The sequence below is a fragment of the Streptomyces turgidiscabies Car8 genome (assembly GCF_000331005.1).
Taxonomy (GTDB): Bacteria; Actinomycetota; Actinomycetes; order Streptomycetales; family Streptomycetaceae; genus Streptomyces; species Streptomyces turgidiscabies.
The window spans coordinates 1-2,807 of sequence record NZ_AEJB01000411.1 but is presented as its reverse complement, the minus strand read 5'-3'; the positions used below and the strand labels follow the sequence as shown (position 1 = coordinate 2,807).

General features: G+C 70.7%; 2 protein-coding genes and 1 pseudogene. 1 reads left to right on the top strand and 2 read right to left on the bottom strand.

The window, feature by feature from the left end:
- Together STRTUCAR8_RS29920 and STRTUCAR8_RS29915 are read right to left on the bottom strand one after the other, a co-directional pair.
- A pseudogene (locus tag STRTUCAR8_RS29920) lies at positions 1 to 475 on the bottom strand (phage tail tape measure protein); the annotation flags it as partial.
- A 26-nt stretch (positions 476 to 501) separates the two neighbouring features.
- Positions 502 to 1,656 (bottom strand): glycosyltransferase, encoded by a 1,155-nt coding sequence (locus STRTUCAR8_RS29915; RefSeq protein WP_234372464.1) that lies wholly within the window; start codon positions 1,654 to 1,656, stop codon positions 502 to 504.
- A gap of 221 nt (positions 1,657 to 1,877) precedes the next feature.
- On the opposite strand from STRTUCAR8_RS29915, the gene STRTUCAR8_RS52895 reads away from it, so the two are divergent.
- Positions 1,878 to 2,792, top strand: coding sequence for a hypothetical protein (locus STRTUCAR8_RS52895; protein WP_006379864.1), 915 nt, complete (start codon positions 1,878 to 1,880; stop codon positions 2,790 to 2,792).
- Positions 2,793 to 2,807: the final 15 nt, after the last annotated feature.

Sequence of the window (2,807 nt, the reverse complement as noted above, 5' to 3'; positions counted from 1 at the left end):
CGAAGAGCGAGGTCAGGTCGGCGACCTTCGTGCTCACCTTCTGGATGTCGGCGTTCGTCGCGTCCGCGTCGATCAGCCCGGCGCCCATGACGCTGCCGATGGTGTCGGCCGCCGTCTGGAAGTCTTCGGTGATCGCCTTCGCGTACAGCTGGCCCGCGACGTGCCCGTACCGCTGTGCGTGCGCCGGCGTCTTGTTGAGCTGCGCGCCGAGTCGCGCCGTGATCTGGTCTTGCTCCAGCGCCTGCCCGAACGCGGTCATGAGGATGGCGCCGGCTGCGGCGCCCGCGCCGAGCGCCACAGCCTGCAAGCGGGACAGGCCACCCTCGGCCTGGTCGACGGCCGCGTCTGCGCCGTCTGCCGCGCCGTCGGCGAGCCCATCGCCGAGTGCCGCCCCAGCCTGCTGCCCGCCACGGCGTGCCGCCGCCTCCGCGTCGAGAGAGGCAGCCGTGACGGCGTCGACAAGCTGCGCCTGCATGTTCCGCCACTGACCCACGGCCCCTTCTACGCCTCGTTCACCCTCGTCACGGTGGTCTGCTCCCGCCCGTGACGGCCGCCGGCCGGTCCGGGCACCGCGGCGACCGCCTGACCGACCGCGAACTCACGGTTGAGCACGGTCTGGCGGCGGATCGGCTCCGGCAGGTCCGGCAGGCCCAGCAGCGTGTCGCAGGCCTCGATGGAGGCCGCGTAATCACCCACCCAGTAGGCGGTGATGGAGTACTCGAAGAGCAGCCCCCACCGGTACACCCAGGACTTGGTGAACAGCAGGTCGTCCGGTTCCGGGAGGCCGACGGCGCCGCCGAGGAGAGCGTGCGCGGTGCGGTAGCGGCCCTTCAGGCGCAGGCGTGAGGCCAACTCGTAGCACGCTTCGAGGCGCCCGGGCCGAGCGTCCCAGGCACGGGAGAACGCGTCCATCGCGCCCGGCCAGTCGTCGGCCCCCTCAGCCCTGAGAAGGCCGGCCTCCAGCAGCGAGCAGTAGACCTCCTCCGGCCAGCCGCCCATCGCCGCCCGCCGCTCGTACAGGGCGATCGCCTCCTGGACGTGTCCCAGGTCGCGTTCGGTGTTGGCGAGGTAGAAGACGGTGCGCGTGTTGGTGGGGTCGCGTTCGAGTTCGCCGCGCAGGAGCCGCGCGTCGCGCTCGAACTTGTCGCTGCGGCAGCCGCCGTCGGCGTGGTCCTCGATGACGAGCGCGTCCAGGTTCTCCTGGACGTCGGACCCGTCCGACTCGTCCGTGCACGGGTACTCGTGGGTGACCCCTTCGTAGCGCCACGTCCGGTCGGCCCGCATGAGGTGCTTGAAGCGGTGCTGGGTGCCGGGCGTGTCGTAGCGCAGCATGTACGACGTCGCTGTCAGCGGGGGCAGATGGGCGTCCTGGCGCATGACGTGGTCGGCGTCGAGGGTGAGGAGGTAGTCGGCCTTGCCCCGGGCGAGCTGGATGTTGCTGGTCCGGTTGTGCCCGAAGTCGACCCACGGTTCCTCGTGGAGTTCGCCCGGGATGCCGTCGAGTGTCTTGCGGATCAGGTCCTGCGTGCCGTCCGTGGAACCGGTGTCGCAGATGACCCAGTGGTCGATGAGGTGCCGTACGGAGCTCAGGCACCGTTCGATCACCTGCGACTCGTTCTTGACGATCATGCAGAGGCAGAGGGTCTGCTTTTTCACGGCGCCAATGTGACATAAGCCGGATATGCCCGCATTCGCCCACGCGGAAGACGCCGCCGCCGGGTAACCCATCCGACCCCACCGATTAGTCCTATACGTTGATAAACGCGCGCCTTTCCGACCATATTGCCGGTCCACGCATCCCGCTCAGGTAAAGCTCCCCCTCGCAAGTCAAGGCGATACAAGCCGAGACAAGACAAGTCGACGCAAGGAGCACACCGATGAGTCCTGAGTACAGGACGCGTTCGCTTCTCGGGCCGCTGGCGCGGGACAGGTTCAAGAAGGCCGGAATGGTGGCCTCGCTGGCACTGGTCCTGGCCGCGAGCGTGGCCGGGCCGGCGACGGCCGCGGCGCGCAGCGTGGGCGACCACACCCCCCGCGCGAGCCACTCCAGTGGCGGCAAGGACAAGTGCAAGCAGCAGGGACCGAAGCACCGCGTCACGTCCTTCGCCCTGGGCGGCAAGGACAAGTGCCAGGGCCCGACGGGTCCGAAGGGCGCGACCGGCGCCACGGGAGCCACGGGTGCGACCGGCGCCACGGGCCCGACCGGCGCGACCGGTACCGGCGCGACGGGCGCCACCGGAGCCACCGGAGCGACCGGCCCCGGCGCCGGTGCCACGGGCGCGACGGGCGCCACCGGAGCGACCGGAGGGACGGGCCCCACCGGCGGCACGGGCCCCACCGGAGCCACCGGCACCGGCACGACAGGTGCCACGGGCGCGACCGGCGCACCGGGCCCCTGCTCCGAGGTCGACACCTACCACCCCCAGGGCAACGTCGAGTACCAGGCCGCGCTGTCGTCCGACGGGCGCTTCTACGCGGGCATCCGTGACCTCACGGGCAGCACCGCCAACCCCATGCTGTGGACCGACCTCAGCACCCACGACGGTTACCCGGCGGGCGGCGCGGCGGGCGTGCCCTGCGGCGCCTCCGTCGGCGAGCACCAGGCGTCAGGGGGTATCCAGTTCGGCCTCATCACCACCACGGGCCGGGTCTACGAACTCACCTGCCAGTTCGACAACAACGGCCCCAACCCGGGGATCCTGCAGTGCGGCACCAACGCCGGCAACCCCTGGGTCGAGATGAACAGGCGCCCGGCCCCCAACGCCGTCAACGGCGGAACCGTAGTCCCCTAACGGGTAAACGCGAAG

What these genes read in the sequence shown, in the direction of transcription:
- STRTUCAR8_RS52895 (WP_006379864.1), top strand. Translation starts at nt 1,878, where the DNA reads ATGAGTCCTGAGTACAGGACGCGTTCGCTTCTCGGGCCGCTGGCGCGG.